Annotated in this window: 23 protein-coding genes and 1 pseudogene; 14 read left to right on the top strand and 10 right to left on the bottom strand. The window is 68.4% G+C overall.

Annotation, left to right across the window (positions count from 1 at the left end):
* Positions 1 to 8: 8 nt before the first annotated feature.
* On the bottom strand, positions 9 to 326 hold the full coding sequence (locus ACIF80_RS26940) for a DUF5955 family protein (protein ID WP_399809458.1): 318 nt from the start codon (positions 324 to 326) through the stop codon (positions 9 to 11).
* Between the two features lie 308 nt (positions 327 to 634).
* Between ACIF80_RS26940 and ACIF80_RS26935 the strand changes: the two genes are divergently transcribed.
* Together ACIF80_RS26935 and aceB are read left to right on the top strand one after the other, a co-directional pair.
* On the top strand, positions 635 to 1,306 hold the full coding sequence (locus ACIF80_RS26935; protein ID WP_399809456.1) for an NTP transferase domain-containing protein: 672 nt from the start codon (positions 635 to 637) through the stop codon (positions 1,304 to 1,306).
* A 177-nt stretch (positions 1,307 to 1,483) separates the two neighbouring features.
* On the top strand, positions 1,484 to 3,109 hold the full coding sequence (gene aceB, locus ACIF80_RS26930; protein ID WP_399809454.1) for a malate synthase A: 1,626 nt from the start codon (positions 1,484 to 1,486) through the stop codon (positions 3,107 to 3,109).
* A gap of 49 nt (positions 3,110 to 3,158) precedes the next feature.
* Here aceB and ACIF80_RS26925 read toward each other — a convergent pair whose 3' ends face one another.
* The 4 genes from ACIF80_RS26925 to ACIF80_RS26910 all read right to left on the bottom strand — a co-directional run bounded on the left by ACIF80_RS26925 (position 3,159) and on the right by ACIF80_RS26910 (position 6,706).
* On the bottom strand, positions 3,159 to 4,073 hold the full coding sequence (locus tag ACIF80_RS26925) for a HipA family kinase (protein WP_399809453.1): 915 nt from the start codon (positions 4,071 to 4,073) through the stop codon (positions 3,159 to 3,161).
* Between the two features lie 131 nt (positions 4,074 to 4,204).
* Positions 4,205 to 5,064, bottom strand: a protein-coding gene (locus ACIF80_RS26920; protein ID WP_399809719.1) for an IS5 family transposase whose coding sequence is annotated in 2 segments (ribosomal slippage) — positions 4,205 to 4,708 and positions 4,711 to 5,064 — 858 coding nt in all. Because the reading frame shifts where the segments join, the coding sequence is not laid out codon by codon here.
* A 44-nt stretch (positions 5,065 to 5,108) separates the two neighbouring features.
* Positions 5,109 to 6,221 carry a tyrosine-type recombinase/integrase gene (locus ACIF80_RS26915; RefSeq protein WP_399809718.1) on the bottom strand — a complete coding sequence of 371 codons (1,113 nt, stop codon included), beginning with the start codon at positions 6,219 to 6,221 and terminating at the stop codon, positions 5,109 to 5,111.
* Between the two features lie 173 nt (positions 6,222 to 6,394).
* Positions 6,395 to 6,706 (bottom strand): helix-turn-helix transcriptional regulator, encoded by a 312-nt coding sequence (locus tag ACIF80_RS26910; protein ID WP_399809716.1) that lies wholly within the window; start codon positions 6,704 to 6,706, stop codon positions 6,395 to 6,397.
* Between the two features lie 556 nt (positions 6,707 to 7,262).
* On the opposite strand from ACIF80_RS26910, the gene ACIF80_RS26905 reads away from it, so the two are divergent.
* A complete protein-coding gene (locus ACIF80_RS26905) occupies positions 7,263 to 7,394 on the top strand; it encodes a hypothetical protein (protein WP_399809452.1) in 132 nt (43 codons plus the stop codon).
* 112 nt (positions 7,395 to 7,506) lie between these two features.
* Here the strand turns inward: ACIF80_RS26905 and ACIF80_RS26900 are convergent, their stop codons facing one another.
* Positions 7,507 to 8,250 carry an HAD family hydrolase gene (locus ACIF80_RS26900; protein ID WP_399809450.1) on the bottom strand — a complete coding sequence of 248 codons (744 nt, stop codon included), beginning with the start codon at positions 8,248 to 8,250 and terminating at the stop codon, positions 7,507 to 7,509.
* Complete coding sequence (locus tag ACIF80_RS26895) at positions 8,247 to 9,743, bottom strand: helix-turn-helix domain-containing protein (protein ID WP_399809448.1); 1,497 nt, start codon at positions 9,741 to 9,743, stop codon at positions 8,247 to 8,249. Before ACIF80_RS26895 ends, ACIF80_RS26900 begins: the two co-directional genes overlap by 4 nt.
* 425 nt (positions 9,744 to 10,168) lie before the next feature.
* Between ACIF80_RS26895 and ACIF80_RS26890 the strand changes: the two genes are divergently transcribed.
* Positions 10,169 to 10,522 (top strand): ATP-binding protein, encoded by a 354-nt coding sequence (locus ACIF80_RS26890; RefSeq protein ID WP_399809714.1) that lies wholly within the window; start codon positions 10,169 to 10,171, stop codon positions 10,520 to 10,522.
* Positions 10,523 to 10,572: 50 nt separating this feature from the next.
* Here ACIF80_RS26890 and ACIF80_RS26885 read toward each other — a convergent pair whose 3' ends face one another.
* Together ACIF80_RS26885 and ACIF80_RS26880 are read right to left on the bottom strand one after the other, a co-directional pair.
* The gene (locus ACIF80_RS26885) at positions 10,573 to 11,052 is read right to left on the bottom strand and encodes a TrmO family methyltransferase (RefSeq protein WP_399809446.1); all 480 of its coding nucleotides are present in this window, start codon (positions 11,050 to 11,052) and stop codon (positions 10,573 to 10,575) included.
* A gap of 75 nt (positions 11,053 to 11,127) precedes the next feature.
* Positions 11,128 to 12,516: pseudogene (locus ACIF80_RS26880) on the bottom strand (Tat pathway signal protein).
* A 21-nt stretch (positions 12,517 to 12,537) separates the two neighbouring features.
* On the opposite strand from ACIF80_RS26880, the gene ACIF80_RS26875 reads away from it, so the two are divergent.
* The 10 genes from ACIF80_RS26875 to ACIF80_RS26830 all read left to right on the top strand — a co-directional run bounded on the left by ACIF80_RS26875 (position 12,538) and on the right by ACIF80_RS26830 (position 21,757).
* Positions 12,538 to 13,203, top strand: a complete 666-nt coding sequence (locus tag ACIF80_RS26875; protein WP_399809444.1) for a DUF6415 family natural product biosynthesis protein — start codon at positions 12,538 to 12,540, stop codon at positions 13,201 to 13,203.
* A 293-nt stretch (positions 13,204 to 13,496) separates the two neighbouring features.
* Positions 13,497 to 15,392 (top strand): glycoside hydrolase family 15 protein, encoded by a 1,896-nt coding sequence (locus ACIF80_RS26870; protein ID WP_399809442.1) that lies wholly within the window; start codon positions 13,497 to 13,499, stop codon positions 15,390 to 15,392.
* Between the two features lie 2 nt (positions 15,393 to 15,394).
* On the top strand, positions 15,395 to 16,738 hold the full coding sequence (locus ACIF80_RS26865; RefSeq protein WP_399809441.1) for an ATP-binding protein: 1,344 nt from the start codon (positions 15,395 to 15,397) through the stop codon (positions 16,736 to 16,738).
* Between the two features lie 2 nt (positions 16,739 to 16,740).
* Entirely contained in the window at positions 16,741 to 17,166 is a 426-nt protein-coding gene (locus tag ACIF80_RS26860; protein ID WP_399809439.1) for a roadblock/LC7 domain-containing protein, read from the top strand.
* A gap of 23 nt (positions 17,167 to 17,189) precedes the next feature.
* A complete protein-coding gene (locus ACIF80_RS26855; protein ID WP_399809437.1) occupies positions 17,190 to 17,522 on the top strand; it encodes a DUF742 domain-containing protein in 333 nt (110 codons plus the stop codon).
* Positions 17,497 to 18,120 (top strand): GTP-binding protein, encoded by a 624-nt coding sequence (locus tag ACIF80_RS26850; protein WP_399809436.1) that lies wholly within the window; start codon positions 17,497 to 17,499, stop codon positions 18,118 to 18,120. Before ACIF80_RS26855 ends, ACIF80_RS26850 begins: the two co-directional genes overlap by 26 nt.
* Complete coding sequence (locus ACIF80_RS26845) at positions 18,117 to 19,301, top strand: cytochrome P450 (RefSeq protein ID WP_399809434.1); 1,185 nt, start codon at positions 18,117 to 18,119, stop codon at positions 19,299 to 19,301. The genes ACIF80_RS26850 and ACIF80_RS26845 overlap by 4 nt, the downstream gene beginning before the upstream one ends.
* An 11-nt stretch (positions 19,302 to 19,312) precedes the next feature.
* Entirely contained in the window at positions 19,313 to 20,545 is a 1,233-nt protein-coding gene (locus tag ACIF80_RS26840) for a cytochrome P450 (protein ID WP_399809432.1), read from the top strand.
* 71 nt (positions 20,546 to 20,616) lie between these two features.
* Positions 20,617 to 21,105 (top strand): helix-turn-helix transcriptional regulator, encoded by a 489-nt coding sequence (locus tag ACIF80_RS26835; RefSeq protein ID WP_399809712.1) that lies wholly within the window; start codon positions 20,617 to 20,619, stop codon positions 21,103 to 21,105.
* Positions 21,106 to 21,313: 208 nt separating this feature from the next.
* Positions 21,314 to 21,757, top strand: coding sequence for a DUF6082 family protein (locus tag ACIF80_RS26830; RefSeq protein ID WP_399809431.1), 444 nt, complete (start codon positions 21,314 to 21,316; stop codon positions 21,755 to 21,757).
* A gap of 8 nt (positions 21,758 to 21,765) precedes the next feature.
* Here ACIF80_RS26830 and ACIF80_RS26825 read toward each other — a convergent pair.
* Positions 21,766 to 22,574, bottom strand: a protein-coding gene (locus ACIF80_RS26825) for an IS5 family transposase (RefSeq protein ID WP_399809429.1) whose coding sequence is annotated in 2 segments (ribosomal slippage) — positions 21,766 to 22,227 and positions 22,230 to 22,574 — 807 coding nt in all. Because the reading frame shifts where the segments join, the coding sequence is not laid out codon by codon here.
* Positions 22,575 to 22,706 lie beyond the last annotated feature (132 nt).

Genomic DNA, 22,706 nt, shown 5'->3' with positions numbered 1-22,706 from the left:
GATGTGCGTCAAACCCTCGGTGACGGTCCGAACAGATCCACCGCGTCCCGCACTTCGCCCAGCCCCCGGCCCAGTGCGCTCACCGAGCCGATCGCGCCGGCGATCAGCAGCAGGGAACGGCGTAACCGGGGAATCTCGGGATTGCCGCAGGCCGCGTGGGCGTCCAGTGCGGCGAGTTCGTCCTCCGCGATGCCCCGATCGGGGAACTCCGCGGGATGGGCCGCCAGTTGACGGCGCAGCCGGGCCACGGCGGAGCGCAGCTCCGTCACCCGTGGATCGCCCTCTCGACTGCCGGTCGCATGCCGCTGCTCTACGCTCCGCAACACAGTCCTCCCCCTCGCACGCGGTGGTGCGCCTCCCCACCGGCCCCGCCGCCCCGTCGGCCGGTGCGCGCCAGTAAACGCCACCCCACCCCCTCCGCGCCAGCCCGCTGCGTTATCGGCTTGCTCCACAGCGTGACATCGCAGGCCGGATGCGCCCCTTCGCGCTCCCTGTCTCCGCCCGTTCCCGCCCCTTCCGCCCCTTCCGCGCCTTCCGCGCCGTCCGTCCCGTCATCCGTCGCGCCACCCCGGCGCCACCCGCCGGGTTCCTCCGGCGCCCGGCGGCCCGCGGGGTATTGAGGTATGCAGAACGCATGACGACACGTCGGACGGGCCCGGACTCGGGACGGGCCACTGGAGAGGTGGCGGGGCTGCTGCTCGCGGCGGGCGGTGGACGGCGGCTGGGCGGCCGGCCCAAGGCGCTGCTGACCCACCGGGGGCGACCGCTGGTGGAGCACGCGGTAGGGGCGTTGCGCGCGGGCGGCTGCGCGCGCGTGCACGTGGTGCTCGGCGCGCGGGCGGACGACGTCCGCGCGCGCGCCGAGCTGCCGGACTGCGTGCTCGTCGACAACCCGGACTGGGAGCGGGGCATGGGCTCGTCCCTGCGGGCCGGGCTCGCCTCGCTGGCCGGTACGGAAGCGCGGGCCGCCCTGGTCCTGCTGGTCGACCAGCCCGGAATCGGCCCGCGGGCGGTCGCGCGGGTACTCGCCGCGTACGCGGCACGTGAGACGGGGTACCCGCAGGACGCGCGAGAGGGAGGGGAGGCGCAGGACCTCCTCGTCTCGGCCACCTACGCCGGCGTACGCGGTCACCCCGTCCTGTTCGGGGCCACGCACTGGGCCGGTGTCGCCGCGGCCGCGACCGGCGACCAGGGAGCACGCGCCTACCTGAAGGAGCACGCGGACGACATCGCCCTCGTCGAGTGCGGGGACGTGGCCGAGGCCTACGACATCGACACCGAGGAGGACCTGAGCCGCCTCGGGTGAGCGGGCGCCCCCCGCCCGACCCGAGGCGCCCCGACATCAACAGACCATTGAACTTCCACGATAAGGAAACTACTATCCACAGCCCGGAGCGCCCCTCCGGCCCGCCCCGGGCGCTCTCCGCCGTCCCCGGGCCGACCGGCCCCCCGGTGCCGTGCCCGCCGAAGGAAGTGACAGCTGATGTCCGCACCAGCGCCGCACCCGCTGGCCATCGTCGACGCCGAGCCCCTGCCCCGGCAGGAGGAGGTCCTCACCGAGGCGGCCCTCGCCTTCGTGGCCGAGCTGCACCGGCGGTTCACGCCCCGCCGCGACGAACTCCTCGCCCGCCGCGCGGAGCGCCGTGCCGAGATCGCCCGCACCTCCACGCTCGACTTCCTTCCCGAGACGGCCGCCGTCCGCGCGGACGACTCCTGGCGGGTGGCCCCGGCCCCCGAGGCCCTGAACGACCGCCGGGTCGAGATCACCGGCCCCACCGACCGCAAGATGACCATCAACGCCCTCAACTCGGGTGCGAAGGTGTGGCTCGCGGACTTCGAGGACGCCTCCGCGCCCACCTGGGAGAACGTGGTCCTCGGCCAGCTCAACCTGATCAACGCCTACACCCGGACCATCGACTTCACCGACCCGGTGTCCGGCAAGTCGTACGCCCTGCGCCCGGACGGGGAGCTGGCGACGGTCGTCACGCGCCCGCGCGGCTGGCACCTGAACGAGCGCCACCTCACCGACGCCGACGGCACCCAGGTGCCCGGCGCCCTGGTCGACTTCGGGCTGTACTTCTTCCACAACGCCCAGCGTCTCCTGGACCTCGGCAAGGGTCCGTACTTCTACCTCCCGAAGACGGAGTCCCACCTCGAAGCCCGCCTGTGGAACGACGTGTTCGTCTTCGCCCAGGACTATGTGGGCATCCCCCGGGGCACCGTGCGCGCCACCGTCCTCATCGAGACGATCACCGCCGCGTACGAGATGGAGGAGATCCTCTACGAACTGCGCGAGCACGCCTCGGGGCTGAACGCCGGGCGCTGGGACTACCTGTTCTCCATCGTCAAGAACTTCCGTGACGGCGGGGAGAAGTTCGTCCTGCCGGACCGCAACGCGGTCACGATGACGGCTCCGTTCATGCGCGCGTACACCGAACTCCTGGTGCGCACCTGCCACAAGCGGGGCGCGCACGCGATCGGCGGCATGGCGGCCTTCATCCCGTCCCGCCGGGACCCGGAGGTCAACAAGGTCGCGTTCGAGAAGGTGCGCGCCGACAAGGACCGTGAGGCGAACGACGGTTTCGACGGTTCCTGGGTCGCCCACCCGGACCTGGTCCCGATCGCCATGGAATCCTTCGACCGGGTGCTCGGCGGCAGGCCGCACCAGAAGGACCGGCTGCGCGAGGACGTCGACGTCAGTGCCGCCGACCTGCTCGCGATCGACTCCCTGGAGGCCACTCCGACGTACGCGGGCCTGGTCAACGCGGTCCAGGTGGGCATCCGCTACATCGAGGCGTGGCTGCGCGGCCTCGGCGCGGTGGCCATCTTCAACCTGATGGAGGATGCGGCCACCGCCGAGATCTCCCGCTCCCAGATCTGGCAGTGGATCAACGCGGGCGTCGTCCTCGACAACGGCGAGCCGGTCACCGCGGAGCTGGCCCGGCGGGTCGCCGCGGAGGAGCTGTCGAACATCCGCGGCGAGCTGGGCGAGGAGGCCTTCGCGGCGGGCCACTGGCAGCAGGCCCACGATCTGCTGCTGACGGTCGCCCTCGACGAGGACTACGCCGACTTCCTCACCCTGCCGGCCTACGAGCAGCTCGAGGGCTGACGCCCGCCTCCGCAGGCCCGCCACGGCGGGGCGGGCCTGCGGCCCCGGGTCACCCCAGGTGCACCGACCAGTCCTGCTCCGCCGCGGGCCTGCCGTGCAGATCGGGAACGTTCTTGAGCCAGGCCGGGCGCCCCTGCCGGGTCCGCGCCGCCCGGCGGGCGTTCTCCGCGGCCAGTTCCGCAGCGTCGGGGAAGTCGGTCGGCAGCCACTGGGCCGAGGCCCGCACCCGCGCGTACAGATACGTCACGTACGCCTCGCGGGCCGCGTCGGGCGTCGCGAAGTCCGGCTCCCCGGCGAGCCATGCGTCGGGCACCTCGGCCGTGATGCTCCGCAGCAGCTCCTCGGTCACCTTCGGCGCGAGTTCGGCGTCGGCGGCGCGGACGTCGGGGCCGTGGCCGCCGAGGGCGTGATGGCGGAAGTCGTACGCCTTGGCCGGGTCGGACGTGTCCCAGCGGTGGTGGAAGACGAGCGCGGCCCCGTGGTCGATGAGCCACAGCCGGGGCGGCGCGACGCCGAGCGTCGGCCAGACCATCAGATTGGAGCTGTGGACGGTCCGGTCCACGTTCACCGTGAGCGCGTCGAGCCAGACGATCCGCCCGGCCTCCACCGGGTCGACGGGAAAGACCTCGGCGACCTCGGGCGTGAAGTCCCGCGCCCCCGGGAGGAAGTCCATGCCGAGGTTGATCCCGGCACTGGCGGCGTGCAGCTCGCGCACCTCCTGATGCGGCTCGCTGCCGGCGATCGCGGGATCGAAGTCCACCAGGACCAGCTCCGGGAACCGCAGCCCCAGGGCACGGGCCAGCTCCCCGACGATCACCTCGGCGACCAGCGCCTTGCACCCCTGCGCGGACCCCGTGAACTTGACGACGTAGGTGCCCAGGTCGTCGGCCTCGAACACACCGGGCACGGACCCGCCGGACCGCAGGGGTGTGAGGTAGCGGGTAGCGGTGACCTCGGTCAGCATTTCCCCAGGCTACGCGATCCCTTGGCCTTGCAATCCATAACCTTCCCAAGACCCCCGTGTTCCGGAGAATCGGCCACGATCAGCCCTGGGGAGAATCTGGGGAGTTTCGGCCGGCGCACTAGGGTCCGTCTTCAAACGGATCTTGCCCAGAGCAGGAATGACGCGAGACTGACCGCTGACTCGTATGAGGTGGCGGTCTTTTCGTATCTGGTGGCGATCCCGCGGAAGCCCTTGAGCCGGTTGAAGCAGCGCTCGACGACGTTGCGCCGGCGGTAGGCCTCCCGGTCGAACCCGGGTGGTCGGCCGCCTCGGCGGCCCCGGTTCAGCCGGTGGCGCTGCTGGTCGGCCTTCTCCGGGATGGTGTGGGCGATGCCGCGTTTGCGCAGGTAGGCGCGGAACCCGCGGGAGCTGTAGGCCTTGTCGGCGATGACCCGGTCGGGCCTGCGGCGCGGCCGGCCAGGGCCGGTGCGTGGGACGCGGATGCGTTCGAGGAGGGGACGTGCGCAGATGCTGTCGTGGCGTTGGCCGGGTGTCAGCAGGATGGCGAGGGGGCGGCCGCGGCCGTCGCTGGCGAGGTGGATTTTGGTGGTCAGCCCTCCTCGGGATCGGCCGAGGGCGTGATCATCCGGTTCGTCCGGCCGGCGGGTCCCCCTTTTCGGCCGGTGGCGGCGGCGTGTTGGTGGGCACGGACGATGGTGGAGTCGATCTGGACCAGCCAGTCGATGTCCCCGGCAGCGTCCGCGCGGGCCTGGATCTGCTGCAGAGCCCGAGCGAACACGCCGTCGATCGCGTAGCGGCGGAAGCGGGTGTAGACCGTCTGCCACGGCCCGTAGCGTTCAGGCAGGTCACGCCAGGAGATCCCGGTCCGGATCTTGTAGACCATCCCGTTGACGACCTGCCGGTCCGGCACACGCGGACGTCCCGTGGCAGCCCGCGGTATCGACGGAGCAAGCAACTCCCACTCGTGGTCGGTCAGTTCATGACGGCGTATCACCCCACCATGATCCAACACCTGATCTTCTTTGAAGACGGACCCTAATCGCCCGGCTCCCCGAGCAGTCCGTCGATCATCGTGCGCCCCTTGCTCCCGGCCTCCGGCATGAAGTGAGCGTAGTAACCGAGCGTGATGGCCGGCGAGGAGTGCCCTAGCCATCGCGCCAACGTCACCACGGACTCCCCCGCCTCCAACATGATCGAGGCATAGGTGTGCCGCAGTACGTGGAAGCCGTCCTTCGGCGCCGCCTCCCACTGCCACTGCTTCGCATCCTTGGCGCGCAGTGGAATAATCCCGGCCTCGGCGAGCGCGGGCTTCCAGGTGTAGGTGTTCCACGTGTTCACGGCGATGGCGTTGCTGAAGCGCGTGGTGAGCACGAGGGAGAACTTCCTTGTCGGTCTGTCCGGCCCCGGCTTCTCCCATGGAAGCTCCACCTCCACCGGTGGGAACATCTCAGCATGACGCTTCAGTTCATCTGCCACCGATGAGGGCATGTCGACGGTACGCGTCTTCGCGCCCTTCGGCAGGGTGAAGTACAGCTTCCCGCTGATCGCCTGGACCTGGCGGCGGACATGCAGCACACCCCTCGCGTAGTCGATGTCCTCCGGACTCAGCCCGAACACTTCGCCCTGCCGAAGCCCGCACCCCAGACCGAGCACGACGGCTATGCGGTTCCGGGGGCTGATCACGTCACGGATCCGCAGCGCCGTCTTCAGCGACCATGCCTCTCGACGTTCCCGCGATGCCTTGGGCCAGCGCACGGACTTCGCGCGCATCGGGTTCCTGGCGAGACGCTTGTCGTCGACGGCCGCCTCCAGAATGCTGGACAGCTCGGACAGAATGCCGCGCCGGTAGTCGACCGAGGAGACGGTGGTCTCCAACTTCGCGGTGTACGCACGCAGCTCTGCCGCCGTGATGCTCCTGAGCGGGAGGTGACCCAGATGCGGAACGATGTGAAGCCGGGCTTTCCGCTCCTGGTTCTGCTGAGTCTTCGGAGCGCCTCCTCTGCCCGGGGCCCAATGCATCGTGATGTAGTCGGCCAGCGTGATGGATCCGTCACGCGGGTCCACGAACTCCCCGCGCTCCTCGTCCGTGGCCGACCGCCGAAGCCACGCTTTGGCGTCCTCCAGGGTCTCGAAGGAGCGGTCCCGGATCCCGGGGATGCCGGCGACCTTGTATCGCTTCCCCTTCCCGTAGCGAGCGGTTCTTTCTCTCTTCCCGGTGACCGGGTCCTTTTTCTTCTTGATCCAGCGGTCTTCTATGTAGCCGGGCAGGTGATTCTCCTTATCGGCGGGAGAGGGAACGGCGTCCTACAACGCGCGGCATATCAGGCGTCGGAGATGCGTTCGGAACGGTGCTGCGGGGCTACGGCCAGGGGACTCAAAGCCGGGTTGGAGCGGGAGTCGGCCTGCTCCTGTTCACGGACCCAGGCATCAAGCGCTTCCCGTCGGTACATGACGCGACCGCGAGATCCCATACGGAAGCTGGGCGGCCCCTGCCGTCGGTGCCGCCAGACGTAGAGCGTGTGAGGCGAGAGGCCGAGGTACTCAGCGGCGTCCTTGACGGTCAGGAAAGCTGTGCGGGCGACGTGCTCAGATGAGACAGCAACGGATGCGGCAAGTAGTGGTTGTGTAGGCACGGCACGAAAGGGTCTCTGTGAGTTGCGGGGGCCAGGTGTATGGAGAGCCGGGCTCTCGCCACTCACCAAGGTTTCATCGACAATGGCAGCAGCCACAGGCCGGAACTCCTCTCACTAGAAAGGCACTTGCCGTACGACAAGACGTTCGCGACAGATCTACCGACGAACGCATTCAATGATTGAGAGAATGGCCGGTTTGGCCAACCGGCGATTGCATGCTATAAGCCGACGACGAGCCCTAATCACCCCCTCGAAAAAAGCCAGGTACGCAGTAGCCGCCTGGCTTCAGGAAGCACAGGTAAGCGGTATGACGACCCATCACAGGATGACCGCGGAAGATATCGAGTCCCTCCTACATGCGGCCAACAGCCCACCGGAACAACATGATCAAGGTTGACATGCCTCGAACGGACAGTTCCAGCCCCATCCGCCCCGAATTAGTCTGCCGTCGGCGAACTGAACCGCTCTGGGATCGGTGGAGGCTCTGATGTGCTCTAGGCCTGATGGAGTCACCTTGCCGGACAGATGATGCTCCACAGCCTTCAAGGAGACTTCAGTGCCCCGCAGTTACCCGGCCGAGTCCCGACGCAAGGTCCTCGAGATCTTCCACAACCGACAGCGCCGGCACTCCGCGCTCGGCATACTCACACCCATCGAGTTCGAACTGAGAGCAACCTCAATCACCTAGAATCCAGTAACCCAGGGCACATCAAACCGCTCCGGCCGGAGAATTCCTACCTGGCCTGCCCAACGCACGATCGACTTGGGACTCAGGCTTCCACCCAGTCCGCCGAACCTACTCACCAACGACGGTGATTCAGGTCAGCCTGGTCGACGTCCGACACTGCACATTGGTTGATCAGTCGAATTACGCGTTGTGCGTCGGTTAGATCCGGCACAACGTGGCAAGCGCCGGCTGCAGCAAGTGCCTCGGCTGAGGTAGTACCGGAAGCGACGCCGATCACCTGGGCGCCGCCTTCTCGGCCAGTGCGGACGTCTTCGAGCGAGTCGCCGATGATGACGGTCGTATCCCGTGTGAAGGTACGCCCGTGGCATGCGCCGGCTCGCTGCTGCGCCACACGCACGAGGGCAGGGCGGTAGGAGTCGTCGGAGGCGTACCCGCCGATGCCGAGGTCGAGATACTCGTCCAGGCCCAGAGCCTTGAGTTTGCTCTCCGCGCTGCCTCGCAGATTGCCGGTGACCACTGTGGGAACCAGCCCGGGCTCTTGCTGCACGGCGGCAAGAGCGGCGGGTGCACCAGGCATGACCTGCCCCGTGCGACGGATTTCCTCATGGTGACGCTCTAGCTGCGAGGGCATGCGCTGCACGATGCGCTGCGCAAGCTCCTCGGTTCGTTCAGGCTCCACTCCGTTCACCCTCAGCAGCTCCCGTACAGCGAGGGGCATCGTCACTCCGGTCCCCCGAGCGGGCAAACTCTGAGCAGGCTGGCCCACTATCTCCTCGAAAAGCTCCCGATAGACCCGCCTGTCGATGTCGCCGACGTAGAGAAGAGTGCGGTCGACGTCCCAGAGAACGAGGATCATGCGGTAGCTCGCTGACGCATGATGCTTTCCCCGCGCTCCAACAGGTCCCTGGTGGGCGAGGAAGCACTGTAGGAACGCGCCTCGTTGAGCATGTTGCGCAGGTGATCGTCGAGGCGGGCGGAGGCAATGCCTTCGGCGAGGGTCAGGACGTCATGAGCGGTGGCGCACCCGGCGTCGGCGTCGCCGGCGCGCATCTGTGCGGTGGCGGCTCGGGAGAGGAATTGGGCAGTGGTCCGGACCTCATCTCGACTGAGCACATCGCGGGCTGCGGCGAATGATTGCGCTGCCCGGTCCGGCTGACCTAGGTCGAGGTAGCAACTCCCGGTCTGTCCGAGGATCTCCCCCGTATTGACCCAGTACAGCCAGTGAGGATCGTCCTCGCCTCGGCCGCGGGCGCAGAGTTCTTCGGCTTCAGCAAGCGCGGCCAGGGCGTAATGCTCTTCACGGAGTCGGGCGTGGCCGCGAGCCTGACGGGTGAGCAGCATGGCGTTCAGGGCGGGGGCGTCATGCTCCGTGATCGTCTGGCGCGCTGTGCGGGCGGCGGTGATGGCGTCACGCGGGTCGCCCACGGAGTAGCCGTGGATGGCGAGGAAACCGAGAGCACCGGCGCGCAGACGGGAGTCGCCTGAGGCGTGGGCTGCGCGCAGAGCGCCGAGGAAGAGGTGTTGGGCGGCGTCGTGATCGCCGCCGTCGAAGGTGTACCAGCCGGTCTGGGCTGCCGTGTCGGCGGCGACGGCAGCCAGACGACGCCCATGACGCTCGCTGTAGGAACCATGCTTGAGCAGGTGCAGGAGCATCTGCAGATGAGTCTTCGCCGTGTGGGCAAGGCTTCCGCTCCCGCTGGTCGCGTCAACCTGGCGGAGTGCGTCGGTGGTGCTTTGGAGGGAGCCGATCAGGGCGTCGGTGACGGTCGTGGTACCGGAAGAAGCGGCCACGGCCTCTGTGGGGGCGATGGCGGACTGCAAGACGTACTGAGTAAGTGCGGCTCCGCTCAGGGCGGTCAGCACGCGGCGGCGCTTCATGGCGGTACCTCCGATAGCCACTTCAAGTGACGTCACCATACGATCCGCCGTCCAGGGCAGTACGACCTCCGTCGATCGGCTGCAGCCAGGCTTCGGCGCATCGCCGCGCAGGGGTGTCAGGAGCAAAGGCTGCAGGTCGGAGGGCAGACCGAGGCCGTTGAGAAGGTCGAGAAGGGTGGCGGGGCTGCCGATCTGTTTCTGACCGCGTTCGAGCCCGGAAATGAAGGACTGAGGTAACGCCGTCAACTCGCGTACGGCCATCTGGGACAAGCCGGCCCGCCTACGCACGAGGCGCAGCAACTCACCGAAGTCCCATGCGGTCAAGGCCCGGTAAACGGCTTCGTCGCGCCAGGCTCGATCGGGAACTCCCGGCGCCGTTCCTGCCTTGGAACACAGGGCGCACAAGGCGCCAGGGTTGTACTGGCTCAGCTCGGTGGCACACCGCTCGCATACGCGGCTCGGCGGTCTCATGGCGCAGCCCCCTGAGTCGAACTCCCCAACCGTCCACACGATATGCGGGGATCCATATCTCTACAGAGATATCGCCGCAGAGATCAGCACGAGGGCGTCCTGGTCCCACACTCATGCCCACTGCAGTGACCACTCGGTCGGATGCGGTGATCACGTTGCCGCTACGGAGAGGGGAAGGACGTGCGCGGCATCACAACGACTCTGCACTGCCCCTGTCTGCCCCGTCTTCGTCCCTGCAGGGAGCAGACCTGCCTGCGTAGGGCGACCCCCACCGCCCGGTCGGTTCTCCGCACCCCCAAGAGGACGTGATGACAACGAATGGCGCACGACCGCTGCGCTCCCCCAAGGCCGATGCTGGCCTGTTGAGTCATTCCTTTCAGATCGCTGAGCGCAGTCCAGGTCAACCCCTCGCACGCACTGACGCATTGCAGGTCGCAGAGATGCGCAGGCTGACCCGGACTCACCTGGTCGAAGAGGGACTGTCTTGTTACGCAGACGACGCCGTGCTCGTCGTTTCCGAGCTGGTGACGAACGCGGTCCAGCACAGCCACGGTCGCGAGGTCACCCTGACGCTCACTCTCCACAACGGCTACTTACGGATCAACGTCCATGACGGAGTCCCCAGCCGTTGGCCCACTCCAGAGAACCCCTGCGACGAAGACGAGCACGGCCGCGGTTTGCTGTTGGTTCAAACGGTCGCAGACGACCGACGGGGCGCCTGGGGTATCAGCAACGACGGCGCCAGCACGTGGTGCGAACTGGCATTGGCGGTCAGCTGATGACAAGCAATCTCAAAGCCAAGTGCCACGGGCGCCTTCAGATTCCGGCATTACGGGCGTTCGGCTGCATCCCTCCAGTGCTCGGCGTCCAGCATCTCACCGGGCCAGGCCGGCTGACGCACCCCTCCTCGGGGGCCCATCTGCTGGAAGTAGGGCGCCAGGTCGATCACAGGGGTTCCGTCGAGGTCGGTGACGTGCAGGTCGTGGCCGTCCACATTGAGCAGGCGCGGATAGCTGATCGCGAGCTGGTTCGGCCTGCGATGGTTGCGGTGCACGAAGGTTCCTGTGGCCGGCCAGCGCGTGTTCCCTCGAGGGCTGCGGGCGTGAAGCTGCACATCCCCCGGGCGGGCCAGGTGGAAACGCCACGTCACCGTCAGGTGCGAGAACTCCTCGATCCCTTTCAGGGTTTCGAGTGGGTACTCCTCGTGGAGACGGATGATCGACCGGACTCCGCCCTGGTAGTCGTCCAGGACGCGGGTGTGTCCCCCGACAACCGTGGCGATCGGCCTGACCTCGTACGTGGAGACCACCGTTCGTTCCTCTCGCTCGGCAGGGTGCGTAGGGCGGCGCCCCGGGGGTGTGGGCACCACTGCCCTGTTCGGTGTTCAGCCTATGGCGCGGAGCATGTCGCGTGCGCGGCGGTCCAACTCCACGACGTGTCGGCCGCCGCGGTGGCGAACGGACGAGAGGTCGGTCTGCATACGGACGATGACGTCTCAGGCTCGGCCGGATTGGATGCCGGACATCGCATCGAGGGCTTCGTTCCAGGTGGCGCATGCCTCGTCGAGGCGACCTTGCTGCACTTTGACAGCGCCGAGGTATCCGAGGGTCACGCTGTGGGTGCGGGCGTAGAGCTGGCGCCGGCGGGTGGCGACGCTGCGTTGAAAGTGGATCTCCGCGTCGCGCGGCCGGCCGAGGTCGCGCAAGGCGCAGGCTGTCTCGTGAGCGAGCGAGGCTTCCTGAAAGAAGCCCACGCGGCTGGGGGCGTCGTCGTTGTCGCCGTGGGCGAGGTCCCGTTCGGCGCGGCTGATGGCGGCCAGGGTGCCGGCGCGGTCACCGCCTGCCGCCAGGGCTCGCGCGTGGACGATCGCGAGAAGGGCCTTTTCCCTGTAGCCGGCCTGGCCGTAGCGGTCGCGGGACATGGAGGCGCCCGCCAGGTCGAGTGCGTTGCGAGGGTGTCCGAGGTCTACGGCCTGGTGCGCCAGGGCCCGGAGAATGTGGCCGCCGAGTGGTCCGTCGCCTGCCTCGGCGGCGATCCTGGCCGCGAGGGTGAGGTAGCGCTGCGCGGTGCGGTGTTGCGAGGCGTCGAAGGCCATTCATCCGGCCAGGTAGGTCATTTCCGCTACAGCGGAGTAGAGGTCCCGGCGTATCCGTTCGGTGGCGAACCTGCTGCCCAGCAGCGACACCGCTTCGTCGCGAAGGTGGCCGGCAAGTGCCGAGCGTCCCGAGGCTCCACCGCGCTGCTGGTCGCGGGCCGAGAAGAACCTGGTCAGCTCCCGGACATCGTCGATGTCGGTCGATGTGACCTGTCGGAAGGAGACCGCGGGCCGTTTCGCCGCTTCGGCGGGTGCGGCTACCCACCACGAGGCGGCGGGCAGCGCGAGACCGGCCGCGGAGTAAGCGGCGGTGACCAGCATTTTACGTCGGTGCATGTCGAGATCGTCGCTTCCCAGCTCGGCCAGCGCGGTCAGAGGGGCGACGCTCCAGTGGGAAGCGGAGTCGTCTCGCCCCGTTGGTTCCCCTTCCAGCCCGATCTTGGCCATGGTGAGGCGTCGGCCGAGCCTGCGGGGCAGCGTCTCGCAGAGGATATGGGGCGCCTGCCCGCTCGGGCGTGTGCCCTGGATCCACATGGCGATGTGCGAGCGGGAGATCGCCTGCAGCTCGCGTACCCCGCTCTCTGCGGCAACGCGGGCAACTGCGGCGGCTGCCTGAGGTTGCGACCAGCCTGCTTCCTTCAAGAGCGCGGCGAGGGCAGCGTTGCGTTCACGGGCCATGATCTGCCCCTCGGTTCCGGGATGATCTTTGACGCCTTTGACGGCCTTGCCGGCCGTGCGGGGATTTCCCCCGACGAAGATTCACGGTTCGCTCAACGTAGCTGTTCCATCACGCACTTCGCACTCCGACCACCCGTTGAGCACGCGGCTACGCGTACAACTTGGCTGCTTCCGTCTAGGAGTTCCGTCATGCCTTCCTCGCCGGCTCCGCGCCTCCCGAGGGCTTCCTTCGGTGTAGCTCGGCCCCGCCTCGCGAGCTCGGCGGGCGGGACAGCGCGTCATCTCACCACAGCGGCGAGGGAGACTGTTGCCCTGGTCCTCGACGACAACTCGCCGCTCCCCGAGACGCCTGAGGACGTGGAGTGTCTCGTCGCACGCTTGCGTGGCCACATCAGCCAGCTCGGTGTCGTGGTGCCGGCCGACGACCTCGCCTTGATCAGAGCACAGCGGCTCAGCTCGGCCGACCCGCCCGACGGCTATCTGCCCAGCAGGGTTCACCTCGTCCAGCTGGCCAAGGCCACGCTCGGCCTCGTCAGTGCCGCCCAGCGAATCGACCGCGCAGGGCTGCCCGCAACCCCGCCGTCCGGGAGACGGTCGAGGAGGCTCAGTCGGAACACGTGGCGGGTGCTGGTCTTGACCGTCGCGCTGATCACCGTGGTCCTCGCCGCTTCCTTGCCCCGAACGTGATGCCCGAGTGCCCTCTGAAGCTTTCGCCCGCAAAGGACGTGGAGCCGCAGACGTGACTGCCACAGGAGCCGCGCTGATCACAGGGATCGTCGGAGCGATGGCCGGGCTCGTGCTCCTCGGAACGCCCCAGTCCCCTGAGCCACCCGCACCGGCCGTCGAAGACGACGAATCCTCAGCCGTCTACCCGACGGACTCATAAACCCCAACCAGTGAACGCCCCTTTTTCCCACCCGCAGGCCGCCGAGGCGGCCATCCGACCCCGGAAGCCCCGGGCCCTACGGAGTACAGACACGATGAATCACATCGAGCAGTACGGCCTGATCGGCGACATGCAGACCAGTGCGCATGTCTGCGATGACGGCTCGCTGGACTGGCTGTGCCTGCCCCGTTTTGACTCGGCCGCTGTCTTCGCGGCCCTACTCGGCACGCAGAAGCACGGCGCTTGGCGCATCGCTCCGGCCCCGGACGCCGCCGCACCCGGCCCAGCTATGAGAGCCGAGCGGCGTTACCGGGATGACTCGCTCGTCCTGGAATCGATGTGGCGCACGCCCAGGGGCACCGTCCGGGTCACCGACTTCATGCCGCCCCGTGACGGGGCGCCCCAGGTGATCCGCATCGTCGAAGGCGTGGCCGGCGAGGTGCCGATGTTCTCCATCCTCCGTCCACGGCCCGGATACGGCCGCGTCAGTCCCTGGATCCACGAGGTGGGCGGACGCATGGTCTCCGAGGCCGGTGCGGACGCCCTCTGGCTCGACACCTCCACCCAGCAGGTGGAGAAGGACGGTGCGGTCGTCAGCTCCTTCACCGTCAGCGCCGGAGAGAACGTGACGTTCGTGTTGAGTTGGTGCCCCTCCCATGGCGCCCCGCCGGAGATTCCCGACCCACGCGCCGCGCTCGCCACCACGCTCGAGTTCTGGCAGGACTGGTCTCGCCAGTGCACCTACGCCGGGCCGTACCGGGAGGCCGTCGTCCGGTCCCTGATCACACTGAAAGCGATGACCTACGCCCCCAGCGGCGGGATCGTCGCGGCACCGACGACGTCGCTGCCTGAGGAGATCGGCGGTGGCCGGAACTGGGACTACCGCTACACCTGGTTACGCGATGCCTCCACGACTCTGGGTGCCCTGCTGGGGACCGGATACCGGTGGGAGGCCGAAGCATGGCGTCGATGGCTGTTGCGGGCGGTGGCCGGCGACCCGGAGAACCTGCAGATCATGTACGGGATTGCCGGAGAGCGCGACCTGGCCGAGCGCGAGCTGCCGTGGCTGCCCGGGTACGAGGACTCGGCCCCGGTAAGAATCGGGAACGGGGCGGCAGATCAGCTGCAGCTCGACGTGTACGGCGAGGTGATCGAGACCCTTTACCTCGCGCACCAGAATGGAGTCGCCCCATGCGGCGACACGACGGCCCTGCACCAGCAGCTCGTGCGGCAGCTGGCCGAGCGCTGGCGAGAGCCGGACGAGGGCATCTGGGAGATCCGCGGACCGCGCCGGCACTTCGTGCACTCCAAGGTGATGGCCTGGGTGGCAGTGGACCGGACGATCCGGCTGGCCGAGGCCGGTGCCCTGGACGCCGACGTGCTCGCCCTCTCGAACCTGCGCGAGACCATCCACCGTGATGTGTGCACCAAGGGCTTCGACCGGGAGCGCGGCGCCTTCACCCAGTCCTACGGCTCCCAAGAACTGGACGCCGCCCTGCTACTGATTCCCCGGGTCGGCTTCCTGCCACCGGACGATCCCCGGGTCATCGGGACCGTAGACGCCGTCAAGCGCGAACTGGCTACGCCTGACGGCCTCGTGCATCGATATCCGACCACTGGCTACGACACCACGGTGGACGGTCTGTCCGGACACGAAGGCGTTTTCCTCCTCTGCTCGTTCTGGCTCGTCGACGCCCTGGCCCTCACTGGCCGATACGGCGAGGCGCAGTCCCTGTTCGAACGGCTGCTGGCTCTGCGCAGCGACCTCGGCCTGCTCGCCGAGGAATACGACCCGGTGACCAGACGTCAACTCGGCAATTTCCCGCAGGCATTCAGCCATATGGGCCTGATCGAGACTGCCCTGCTGCTGCAGCGGATCGCCCGCTCGTCACTCCCTCAGACCACGACCGGACGCATCCCCCTCGCTGGCGGACTCGGCGCCGGCGCCATCGCGGCCGGAAGCGTCTCCGAGATGCTCGCGAGGGCCTGACCATGGAACCGATACTGATCATCGCAGCCACGCTGCTGGCCGCCGGTGCCACCGGCTCGGCCGTGTACTACCGCCGGGCAGCCCGTTCCCAGAAGCGTCGCGCTGACCGATTGAACCAGCGCGTCACGCAGCTCCAGGAGCAACTGGTGGCAGCCGAGCAGCTTGTCCGGCACGTCGCGGCCTCCGTCGTCCCGGCTGCCTCGGCGGCGGCGCAGGCCGGACGGCCCCATCAGCCGGATATGGCGCTGCCGCAGCAACTGGTCAACACACCGATCGCTGGGGCCCTCCGTGTGCTTACCGGCCAGATCGACTCCGCCCTCTTCGAGACCGTGCGGTCGATCCAGGATGCGGCCCAGGCGCGAATCACACAGAGCAAGGTGGAAGCCGGACGGCAAATCGCCGAGGCGCGCGAGGAGTCGGTGAACGTCACTCGGGCCGCGGTGCGGGCCTTCTCAGCCGGCGTCGTACAGCACGCCGCGAAGCTGAGCAGCAGGATCAGCGACGGCGTACGCCGCCATGTCACCGACGAGGCGTACGCGACGCTGCTGGAGATCGACCACCTGGGCCAGCAGATGCTTCGGGTCGCGTCCGGGTACACCGTGCTGGCCGGCGGCAAGCTGTCGCGCCACTGGCCGGCGGCCACGGTGACGGACGTCGTACGCAGTGCCATGGGCCAGGTCGAGCACTATCAGCGCGTTCAGCACACCGAGTTGGACTCCTACGCGGTTCAGAGCCGCGCCGTGGCAGCGGTCGTGCACTGTCTGGCGGACCTGCTGAACAACGCGCTGCAATACTCCCCGCCGAGTGCCAAGGTGTACGTCTCCGTGGAGCAGAGCGCCACTGGCGTGCTGCTGATCGTGGACGACTCCGGGCTGCCCATGGAGGACGAGAAGCTGCGGTGGGCACGCGAAGTGCTCGCCGGCAAGCAGCGCGACGACATCACCCAGCTGGGCGCCCACCCGCAGACCGGACTGCGCATCGCCGCCCTCCTCGCAGGCGAATACGGCTTCCGAATCGACCTCACGACACCCAACGTGTACGGCGGCAACCGTGCGGTCATCGTGTTGCCGCAGACCCTGCTGACCACACCGACGCGGCCCGAACCGCCCTCCCAGCCTACGACCTGGCTGGCTCCCGTCCCACCCGCAGGTCAGGCCCCGACGGCTCCAGCCACCACTGTCGGCGGGCTCACGGTCCGCCGGCGAATGCCCCGCCCCGCTGCTCCCGCGCGCTCAGCAGCCGAGCCGGTGCAGCCGGGCAGCCCCGCAGCAGCTGCCGCCTGGGCTGCGGGCAGCCGACGCGGCCGACGCGACGAAACCCCCACCACGACCGAAGAAGGACGTTGACCATGACGACCGACACACGCGCGAACCTCGGGTGGCTGCTGGACGAGCACCTTGGCAGTGTGCCGGGCGTCCGGTACGCCGTACTGCTGAGCGGTGACGGTCTGCTGATGGCCCGGACGGAGACCATCGGTCAGGACGACGCCGAGAAGCTCGCCGCGATCAGTTCCACCTTCCGGGCCACGGCCAAGGTCTGGGACGAGGAGACCGGCAGCGGCGGCGTGCGTGCGCTGCTGATCGAGAGCGCGAACGGTTTCGGTCTGACGACCGCGGCCGGGAAGAACACGGTTCTCTCGGTGGCCACGGGTGCCGAGGCCGACCCTGGCCTGGTCAGCCAGCAGATGGAACGGCTGGTGATGCGTCTGCGCGAGCACCTCGGCACCGAGGAACGCGCGCGCCTGCCTCAGCCGGACGGGGACTCCGCGGCATGACCGGGCCGCGGCATGACCCGGACATGGTCAGGCCCTACGTCCGCACCGGTGGACAGGTCCGACCAGAACGACCCGTGCGCCTGGAGAGCGTGGTCATCGCCGCGACCGGCCCTCTGCTCGAACTGGGGCCCGAAGCTCGGCGGGTGATGAGCTTGTTCGCTCCGGACGGCCGGGACAGGCTGGCTGTGGCGGACATCGCCGCAGCCCTCCAACTGCCGCCGTCCACTGTCCGGATCCTCGTCTCCACGCTCATCGACAGCGGCCACCTGGCCAGCCCGGTGACCGCTGTCGCCGACCAGCCCGAATCCGACGTTCTGATGAAGGTGCTCCATGAACTCCGCCAACTGGCCCTCTGACCCGGCCGTCACCTATCTGCCCCACACGGTGGCCGAGGTCGCGAAGATCGTGGTCGCCGGCGGGTTCGGGGTGGGCAAGACGACGTTCATCGGCAGCGTGTCGGAGGTAAGGCCGCTGCGGATGGAGGAGCCGATCACCGAAGGCAGCGTCGGCATCGACGACCTGCGCGGCACCCCGGACAAGACCACAACCACCGTCGGCATGGACTTCGGCCGCATTCACCTGGCCAACGGCACGCTCGCCCTGTACCTGTTCGGCCTCCCCGGCCAGACCCGTTTCCAGTCGCTGTGGGAGGAACTCGCCGACGGGGCGCTGGGCTGCCTCGTCCTGGCCGACACCCGCAACCTCGACGCCAGCCACGACGCGCTCAGCCTGCTGGAGACCCAGGCCATCCCGTACGCCGTCACGATCAACGCCTTCCCCGACGCCCCCGGCTACGCGTCCGACGAACTGCGCCAGGCCCTCGCCTTGGATCCCCAAACACCACTGACCACATGCGACGCACGCGAGCGCACCTCCAGCCTGTACTCCCTGATCGCGCTCACCGAATACCTAGTCGCGCGCCGCGCGGCCATCCCCCTGGAGCCCACGCGATGACCCCCAACAGCCCCGTTCCGCTGTACGAGCCGGGCTTTGCCTCCGATCCGCACGCCGCCTACGAGCGGATGCGGACCACCCACGGCCCCCTGGTCCCCGTCAAGCTGTCCCCCGGCATCCCGGCCACCTTGGTGATCGGCTACTACCAGGCCCGACGCATCCTGGCCGACCCCATGCGGTTCCCCGCCGACCCGCGGACCTGGCAGCAGCAAGTGCCCGCCTCCTGCCCCGTGCGACCGATGATGGAGTGGCGACCCAACGCTCTTCGCAGCAGCGGCGCTGAACACGCCCGCTACCGGGCCGCCAACACCAGCGCGATCAACGCCGTCGACCAGCACCAGCTGCTCACCGTCGTGGAGAAGATCGCCTCCGATGCCACCGCAGACTTCCGCACGGCAGGCCGTGCCGACCTGCTCACCCAGTACGCCTGGCCGATCGCCTTCCGAGTGCTCAGCGCCCTGCTCGGCTGCCCCGACGAAACCGGGTCCCGTATCGCCGACGGCATGGCCCGCATCTTCAACGCAACCGATGCCGATCGCGGCAACCAGATCCTCGCCCAAGCCGTCGCGGAACTCGTCACCCTGCGCCAGGGCCATCCTGCGGACGACATCACCTCCCGCCTCCTCGCCCACCCCGCCCACCTGAGCGACGAGGAGATGGCCCACCAGCTCGTCACTCTCTACGGCGCCGGCATCGAACCCCTGACCAACCTCATCGCCAATACCCTGCTGAAGATTCTCTCGGACGCCGACTTCGCCGCCGCTGTACACGCGGGCCAGTCCACGGTGCGCGACGCCCTCGACATCGTCCTCTACACCGACCCGCCACTGGCGAACTACTGCATCACCTACCCGCCCTACCCGACAGACATCGACGGTGTGCTCCTCCCGGCCCACCAGCCCGTGCTCATCAGCATGGCCGCCTGCAACAACGACCCCGCCCTGCGGGGCACCTTGGGCGACTTCTCCGGCAACCGCGCCCACCTGTCCTGGAGCAACGGACCGCACGCCTGCCCGGCCCGCCCCCACGCCTACCTCATCGCAGAGACCGCGATCAGCTACCTCCTCGACGCCCTGCCCGAAATAGACCTCGCCGTCCCCGCCACCGAACTGCGCTGGCGGCCCGGCCCGTTCCATCGCGCACTGGAAACCCTGCCCGCATTCTTCCCACCCGCTCGTTGAAGGAGACCACCGTGCCCGAGCAACAGCCCATCGTCCTCGACCCCACCGGCTTCAACCGCCACGCCGAGCACACGGCCCTGCGCGCCCAGGGCCCGGCCGCCCACGTGGACATCCTTGGCATTCACACGTGGGCCATCACCGACCCCGCCCTCCTCGAGGAATTACTGACCAGCCCGGCCGTATCGAAGGACGGCCGCGCCCACTGGCCGGCCTTCGAAGAGACCGTGGCCACCTGGCCGCTCGCCCTGTGGATCGCGGTAGAGAACATGTTCACCGCGTACGGTGCCGATCACCGCAGGCTGCGCCGCCTGGTCGCGCCGGCCTTCAGCGCCCGCCGTGTCGCCGCCATGAAGAACAACATCGCCGCGATGGTGACCAGCCTGATCGACAATCTGGCCGGTCTGCCCCAGGGCCAGGATGTGGACCTGCGCGAACACCTGGCCTACCCGCTGCCCATCGGCGTGATCAGCCATCTCATGGGCGTCCCCGAGGATCAGCGCGACGCATTCCGCTCGGTCGTGGACGGCGTCTTCAACACCACTCTGACCCCGGCAGAGGCCCAGGCCAACACGGAGCGGCTGTACGAGCAGCTCGACCAGCTCATCGCCACCAAGCGCGGGGCCCCGGGCGACGACATGACGTCACTGCTGATCAAAGCCCGGGACGAGGAAGACGGAACGGGCCTGGCCCACCAGGAACTGCGCGACACCCTCCTGCTGATGGTCAGCGCCGGATATGAGACCACCGTCAACGTCATCGACCAGGCCGCCGTGCACCTGCTCGCCCACCCCCGCCAGCTCGACCGGATCCTCGCCGGCGACTACAACTGGGAGGACGTGGTCGAGGAAACCCTCCGGCTCGAACCCGCCGTCGCCCACCTGCCCCTGCGATACGCCGTGCAGGACATCCCTCTCCCCGACGGGCGGACCATACCCAAGGGCGACGCCATCCTCGCCTCCTACGCCGCCGCCAACCGCCATCCCGACTGGCATGGCCACACCGCGGACGACTTCGACGTCACCCGCCCCTCCAAGGACCACCTCGCCTTCGGCCACGGCGCCCACTTCTGCCTCGGAGCACCCCTGGCCCGCCTCGAAGTCGCCGAGGTCCTCCGGCAGCTCTTCACGCGCTTCCCGCACATGCAACTCGCCATCCCCAGCGCCCACTTGCGCCCTCTGGAGTCGCTGATCAGCAACGGCCACCAGTCCATTCCCGTTCGGCTGGGCTCACCGGCCGACTCCTGAGCCGGCCGGCAATCCGTACATGGCTCTGATCAACACAACTCCGCAGCCGCGGTGTCCGCTCCTGGGCAGCAATCAAGGAAGCTCACAATGACGGCTACGACCCGATCACCCCGCTCACGCCGACCGAGCGGCGCGTTGCCGAGCGCCTCGGTCGCGGCATGTCTCTGGCGCAGATCGCAGACGATCTGGAACTGTCGCTGCACACGGTCAAGAGTTATGCCGGAGGGTTGCGCATCAAGCTGCACCTTCCCCCGCGCTGCGCCATGCCTGTCCTGCTGCACGCCCTGATCACCACTGAGCAGATCACCGTGTCGACGCCTGAACGGACGGCACCGTTCCTGAACGAACAGCAAGTGCTGCTCCTCCGCGCAGTGGCTGCGAACACCGGCATCCCCAACATCGCTCGGGCAGCGGGCATCGCGTCGGCCGATGTCCGCGCCAGCGTCGATGCCCTCATCGCGACCACTGGCGCCACCGACGAGGCCCACATGATGGTGCTCGGACACAGCTGGGACCTGCTCGGTCCGAACTCGGCCGCAGTATCGGCAGGAGGCGGCTGATGACCTCCACCGGGCCCAAGAACCCTCTCCTGCGCCAGGAGTGCGTGAGCGCTTGGCCGCCATCCCCAGCCCACCCGGCGAGGCCCGATGACACCGTCCCCCTCGCCTCCCTGGCCGGTGCGGCATGACGCGGCCACCGCACCACCCGCTACTCAGCACTTCCCGCCTGATGAGCGTGCGAACAGCACGCCACGACGAAGGGTCACCGATGAGAACCCCCCAAGCCATCCTCGTCGCTACCGCAGTGGGCGCCGCAGGAATCTGGCTCGCCGAACGCCGACACCGGCAGCAGCTCGCCCTGGACGCGGCGGAGATCCATCAAAGGCTGTTGGCCGACATCGCGACCGACCCGGAACAACGAGCGGCCTGGGCGACTGACGGCCTCTCCCTCGAGGCGTACGGCAAGTCGGTGCACTGCAACCGGCTGATCAGTTTCCTCTCGGTGAAGTTCCGCGTGGGCCTGTTGGACAGAGCCGCACTGCGTGTGCAAGCCCGATCAATCATGGCGCGAGGCGAGACCCGCGCGTACTGGGCACGCTTCGGGGCCTTCCGCGAGGAAGAGGCCATGGACGGCATCGACCGAACGTTCAACCGCATCCTCGACGACGCGTACTCCGCCGCAGCCGACGACACGGTGCCCGTCACCGCTTAGAAGCCATCTCATTTGGTGAGTCTGCGGTAGCAGATCAAGGTGCAGGCGATGCTGGTGAAGGCCAGGAAGTGGTCGGCCTTGCGCTCGTAGCGGCGGTGGAGACGGCGGCAGCCGGCGAGCCAGGCCATGGTGCGTTCGATGGTCCACCGGTGCCGACCGAGCCGCTGCGAGGTCTCGACGCCCCTGCGGGCGATGCGGTGTCGGATGCCGCGCCGGGAGAGCCATTGCCGCAGGTGGCGGTAGTCGTAGCCCTTGTCGGCGTGCAGCTTGCCGGGCCTGCGCCGGCGTCGACCGCGGCGGGAGCGGATGGGCGGGATGCCCTTGACCAGCGGGATCAGGGCTTGGCTGTCGTGGAGGTTGGCGCCGGAGATCCCGACGGAGATGGGCAGACCGGTCCGCTCGGTGATCAGGTGGATCTTTGACCCGTACTTGCCCCGGTCGACAGGATTCGGGCCCGTCAGGTCCCCCTTTTCAGGGCCCGCATGTTCACCGAGTCGATCGCACAACGGGACCAGTCCAGCTCGCCGCGGGCTCCGAGTTCGTCGAGGACCAGGCGGTGCAGCTTGGCCCACACCCGGGCCTTGGTCCACTCGGCAAACCGGCGGTGGGCCGTGGCCCCGGACGGCCCGAACGACGCGGCGGGCAGCTGCTGCCAGGTGCATCCCGAGGTCGCCACGAACACGATCGCGGCCAGCACCTCACGGTCGCCGTGCCGGCGCCGGCCGCCGCCCTGGGGCCGCGAAGGCGCCTCCGGCACCACCCGCTGGAACAGTTCCCACAGCTCGTCCGGCACCAGCCGTTCAACGATCCCTGCCATGGCCGACAGCCTACCGAGCCAAATGAGATGACCTCTTAGGGCTCGCAGATCATTAACTCGTCTCTTTGATCTCCGTTTGGGTGAGGTCTGGAGTGAGGAAGACCGCGATGTCAGCAGGCGTGCGGAAGCGGG

This window comes from Streptomyces sp. NPDC085927 (assembly GCF_044540975.1).
GTDB lineage: Bacteria > Actinomycetota > Actinomycetes > Streptomycetales > Streptomycetaceae > Streptomyces > Streptomyces hirsutus.
This window is presented reverse-complemented; position numbering and strand designations above follow the sequence as displayed.